This window comes from Bacteroidia bacterium, assembly GCA_019695265.1.
GTDB lineage: Bacteria > Bacteroidota > Bacteroidia > JAIBAJ01 > JAIBAJ01 > JAIBAJ01.
Genome location: JAIBAJ010000172.1, coordinates 1 through 4,687, shown reverse-complemented (window position 1 = coordinate 4,687; position 4,687 = coordinate 1). Strand labels below are relative to the sequence as shown.

Genomic DNA, 4,687 nt, shown 5'->3' with positions numbered 1-4,687 from the left:
ACAAAAGAGACTATCGTTGAAAATAATACTATCGTTAACCAAATAGTAGAGGGCCCTGGCTTGGTAAACAGCATGACCACCACTTTTGGGGCATTGCCAGATTATTTCCTCTAAAGCAGCCTTGTCTCGATCTCCCAGAGTATTTACACCTAAAAACACCGTCCTGCAGGCTTAAAAATCAGCAACTAAAACCTTCGCTCGAAACACACCTGAACTAGATTTTACATCTAAAAAGTACAGACCCGAAGACAATGGAGGTAAGATAAATGTCTGTTGCCCCTGACTGTAAAACTCATTATGCTGCCATACGGTTTGTCCGGTGGCAGTGCTAAGCATTATACTTATGGGTTTATAGCTCTCTTCAAGTTCAAGATTCAATTGATTGTTCGATATAAATGCCTTTCCTTCTAATAACCTTTGTTCTTTTATCCCTGTTAAGCTATCCAAAGGAATAACAAAAACATCATCAATCAAATAATAGGATGCATAATCGTAATGGGTGTTATTGTTTAAAATAACAGTATCAGTAGTACTATCGGGATTAAAATTACCTACCGAAACAAACTCTTCTCCTCCCTTTGCTACAATTGTATCGGATACCAGCCTCCAAAAGGTGCGATTGGTGAGTGGATTGGATGAATCATTTTCAACCTGTGCTTTCGCATTAAAATAATAACATTGATTGGTTGATTGCCACAATGTGTCGGTAAGCAACAATCCAATATTATTGGTGGCAATGTTAATAGTGTATCCACCTGCATATATTTCACTTCTCAAGCAGGTATAAAAGCCTGCCAAATACCTTTTTCCTTCACTTAATTTATTCAAAAGTTTAATTTCAACATATTCCCTGCCTAGATTTAAAAAACCTTCCGAAAATCCATAAGTAAAAATCCCCAAATACCCTCCACCAGTATGAGCCTCTAAATACCCAGTAAGTCCATAATTGGGCACATTAAGAACTGATGTAGTACTATTGCAACTATTATATAAATCTGGTGAACAAAGATTGGGATTAATCCACCCTATAGCATTTTGAATCTGTCCAACTTGAGTTGGGCAATCCGACAATATTTCAAAACTGGGATTTGGAACCAGGTTATATTGGGCCTTACCATTTTCCCAATAGAATAGAAGGATAAACACTATCCAAACTATTTTCTTACTATTATTTTCCATTGCTGATCATAGTTAGTGGAAGTAAATTTTAAATGGTAAAAGCCATTTGGAAGCGAATTAAGGTCAATCGAATCAATAGCTTGCCATAGCTTATTAATCGCTATTATAGGTCTGCCTAATAAATCCAATACTTCCATTTTACCATAAATGTCGGCATTTATTTTGAAATGTACCATTCCAGTGGTCGGATTTGGGAAAATGACTATATCTGTATTAGATCCCTGGTTTAATTCATGGTTCAATTCATCTTTTCTTAAGGATGGGGTCATAGGTATTTCACAAGGGTTAATCCTGTTTACAAACAAGGTATCATAAGCAGATAGCACTGCCCTTGCCATGTGTACTGCCTTGCCATTGTTATAAGGGCATTTTAAGGCCAATTCTTCTAATACTTGCCTGTTGCCAAGCAGAGAGTGAACCAAGGTAAATATTATCCGATATTCCCAAACTAGCGAAAGTGTCTCCAGCTGTATAAATATTGTTGTAATCCCATATGTCATCAGCTGTATCAAAGACACTTAGAGCCTTTGTAAAACCTTCATTGTAAATGATATTATTCAATATTCGACTATTGATGGACTGGCTTTGATACACACTTAATGTTGCAGAGCCACTATTTGCTGGAAAATTAAAATTTGTGTGAATGGTATTAAATAGGATGTCTATATTTTTAAAATTATATATACCCAAGCCTACAGCAACAGTTATCCAAGGAAGGGGGTTCAACAAATTGCAATAAATAAAATTATTGGCTATTAATCCCTTTATTGATTCGTCTGAAAAAGTACTATAACTAACACCGATACAGGCATTAAACAAGATATTATTTGTTATTTTTATGTCGGTACCGGAATGTGTAAGAATACAGCCGCCAAGTAATAAACTTGAGTCAGAAACAAACACATTGTTGGAAATTTGAACACCTTGTTGTCCAAGCAGAGATATAGTTGAACCATCAAAAAATTTATTTTGGATAAAGCTATTGTTACGGGCATCGGGATAAGCAGAGTTTTGGTTATTCGTAACAAATTTAACAATCGAATTACTACCCCTAAAAAGATTTGAACGAAATTCATTATAACCATTTAAATGCAAACTGTCATTAGAATTAATTTTTGAATGAATTAAGCACATCCCATCATAGGCCAGAAACTGGTTATTTAAGGAATCTATCATGAGATGCTCCTCCATCAAGATTCACCAAGGTATCGTTACCTCCAGAATTTTTGAACGTAATAGAGTTGAATACTAAATAGGACGCAGCATTTACTTTTAATATATATCCGGCAGGCACTATGGAATCACCCTGCAATATTACCAAACAGCTATCACCACTTTCCGATTCAAAGATAACAGGGCTGTTAGGCGAAGCCCCCTGAATGGAGTCAATTACAATAGTTTCATAATAAATTCCATTTCTAATTCTAAAAGTAGTAGAATCTGAAATTCCTTGCAGGTTCAAATTAGCAACGGACTGATTGAAGGTGTTATAGTTTGGGTTTGCTCCTCCAATAGTATATACGCCACTAAGTTGAGCCCAATTCGTAGAAGAAAGAAGCATAAGGGCGGGGATTATCCCACCCTTAATAATTTTATGGATTTTGTTTTTCATCTCACCACCACCAACCTTTGTTTGGCTATTACCCTATCGCCGGTGTTCAGGCTGCACAGGTAAACTCCCGCCGGTATTTCGGAAAGGCTGATAGCAGAAATTCCCAATTTTATTCTCTTGCTATATACCGTTTGCCCTATGCCGTTGGTGATTCGGAGCGTGGTGTTTAGCTCTTTATCAATATACATAATATTCAGGGTTTCTGTGGCGGGGTTGGGCGAAATGTTAAAGATGTAGGGTTCTTCTTCAGTGTTTGGATAGCCTACGGTGCAGGGCGTGGGCAACTCAAAAGCCCCTATGGTGGGCGGATTGTTGCGGGCGTTTCCGTATATATCGGTAGTAACTTCATCCATCCATATACCACGACCGCATAGTTCGGAGCCGGGAACAATATCGGGGAGGCTGTCGGAAATAAACTCCGGAGCAATGGAAAGGGAGTGCATATCATAAGGTGTATCTTCCGGCCAAAATGCAGTTGTTTGTTGCCAATCTGAAAACGAATTTAAGTAGCTACCCATAAAAGATGCGAAAGTGTCTCCTTCGGTATAAATATTATTATAATCCCATATATCATCAGCTGTATCAAACACATATAACGCCTTTGTTTGACCTTCATTGTATATTATATTATTTATTATCCGACTATTAACTGATTGTTCCTGACCCACTGATAGTGTTGCTGAAAAATTACCATTGGATTGAAAATCAAATTTTGTATGTATCGTGTTAAATAGAATATTTAAATTATTAAATCCACCAACTAACATTCCGGTGTATGCTGAACCAAGTAAAGGGTTCAACCAATCCGAGCAAATAAAATTGTTTGCTATTAATGTGGGAAAAGATTGATCAGAATTCCAGTTTCCTCTAACATCCATTCGTGAATTACTCAATATATTATTTGTGATATTTAACCTTGAACTCGCGTTTATAAAACAGCCACCAACAAATAAATTTGAATCTGAAATAAATATATTTTCGCTGATTTGGACACTTTGTTGCCCTGATAGATGTAAACTTGAACCGTCAACAAAGTTGTTGTGCATAAAAGTATTACCTTGTGCTTTTGGATAAGTTGAGTTTTGATTATTCGTGCTAAAAAAAACACGAGAATTGCTATTACCCTTAAAAAGATTAGAACGAAATTCGTTATAACCATTCAAATGCAAACTATCATTTGAATCGATTTTTGAATGAACAAAGTATCTTCCATCAGTATCCAAAAACTGATTGTTAAGAAACCTCAAGTGAGACGCTGCACCTGCAAGATACACCAACGAGTCGTGGCTTCCCGTGTTGTTGAACGTAATACCTTTAAATACAATATAGGAAGCCGCATTTATTTCTAATACATAACGAGCAGAGACCACTGAATCGCCCTGTAATACAACTAAGCTACTGTCGCCATTTTCAGATTCGAAGATTACAGGGCTGCCGGCCGAAGCCCCCTGTACGGGATCAATCACAACAGTTTCATTATATACCCCATTGCGGATTTTAAAAATGGTTGAATCCGAAATACCTTGCTGGTTCAGGTCGGCAACAGCCTGATTGAAACTGGCATAGTTTGGGTTTAACCCTCCTATCGTGTATACTCCACTCAATTGAGCATAAAGCGATGAAGAAATAAGCATAAGGACGGGGATTATCCAGACCTTAATAATTTTATGGATTTTGTTTTTCATAGTTTATTTCTCCATTACAATCCGACGTACGCTGATTAAATTAGCGGTAGTTATTAGTTTGCAAAAATACATACCCGCGCTCGCCCTCGTTTGCAACGAGGTCGGTTGAGAAATTGGTCTCTGACCGATATTATTATCATTCATGCTTGGATTTTTGTAATTTATACTTTTCCATTTCCATCATTATAATCCACGGCACAGCTATATAGAT

Annotated in this window: 5 protein-coding genes; all 5 read right to left on the bottom strand. The window is 37.0% G+C overall.

Annotated elements, in window-relative coordinates; genetic code table 11:
• Positions 1–171 precede the first annotated feature (171 nt).
• Genes K1X82_14860 through K1X82_14840 form a run of 5 tightly spaced genes read right to left on the bottom strand, consistent with a single transcriptional unit; the run spans position 172 to position 4,476 of the window.
• Positions 172–1,179, bottom strand: a complete 1,008-nt coding sequence (locus tag K1X82_14860) for a T9SS type A sorting domain-containing protein (protein MBX7183391.1) — start codon at positions 1,177–1,179, stop codon at positions 172–174.
• Positions 1,155–1,517, bottom strand: coding sequence for a T9SS type A sorting domain-containing protein (locus K1X82_14855; GenBank protein ID MBX7183390.1), 363 nt, complete (start codon positions 1,515–1,517; stop codon positions 1,155–1,157). The genes K1X82_14860 and K1X82_14855 overlap by 25 nt, the downstream gene beginning before the upstream one ends.
• 19 nt (positions 1,518–1,536) lie before the next feature.
• Positions 1,537–2,355, bottom strand: a complete 819-nt coding sequence (locus tag K1X82_14850; protein ID MBX7183389.1) for a hypothetical protein — start codon at positions 2,353–2,355, stop codon at positions 1,537–1,539.
• A complete protein-coding gene (locus tag K1X82_14845) occupies positions 2,336–2,791 on the bottom strand; it encodes a hypothetical protein (GenBank protein ID MBX7183388.1) in 456 nt (151 codons plus the stop codon). Before K1X82_14845 ends, K1X82_14850 begins: the two co-directional genes overlap by 20 nt.
• A complete protein-coding gene (locus K1X82_14840) occupies positions 2,788–4,476 on the bottom strand; it encodes a T9SS type A sorting domain-containing protein (protein MBX7183387.1) in 1,689 nt (562 codons plus the stop codon). The genes K1X82_14845 and K1X82_14840 overlap by 4 nt, the downstream gene beginning before the upstream one ends.
• Positions 4,477–4,687: the final 211 nt, after the last annotated feature.

Bases quoted from the DNA above. Each gene is read 5' to 3' on its own strand.
- K1X82_14860 (MBX7183391.1), bottom strand. From the start codon at position 1,179: ATGGAAAATAATAGTAAGAAAATAGTTTGGATAGTGTTTATCCTTCTA.
- K1X82_14855 (MBX7183390.1), bottom strand. From the start codon at position 1,517: ATGGCAAGGGCAGTGCTATCTGCTTATGATACCTTGTTTGTAAACAGG.
- K1X82_14850 (MBX7183389.1), bottom strand. From the start codon at position 2,355: ATGATAGATTCCTTAAATAACCAGTTTCTGGCCTATGATGGGATGTGC.
- K1X82_14845 (MBX7183388.1), bottom strand. From the start codon at position 2,791: ATGAAAAACAAAATCCATAAAATTATTAAGGGTGGGATAATCCCCGCC.
- K1X82_14840 (MBX7183387.1), bottom strand. From the start codon at position 4,476: ATGAAAAACAAAATCCATAAAATTATTAAGGTCTGGATAATCCCCGTC.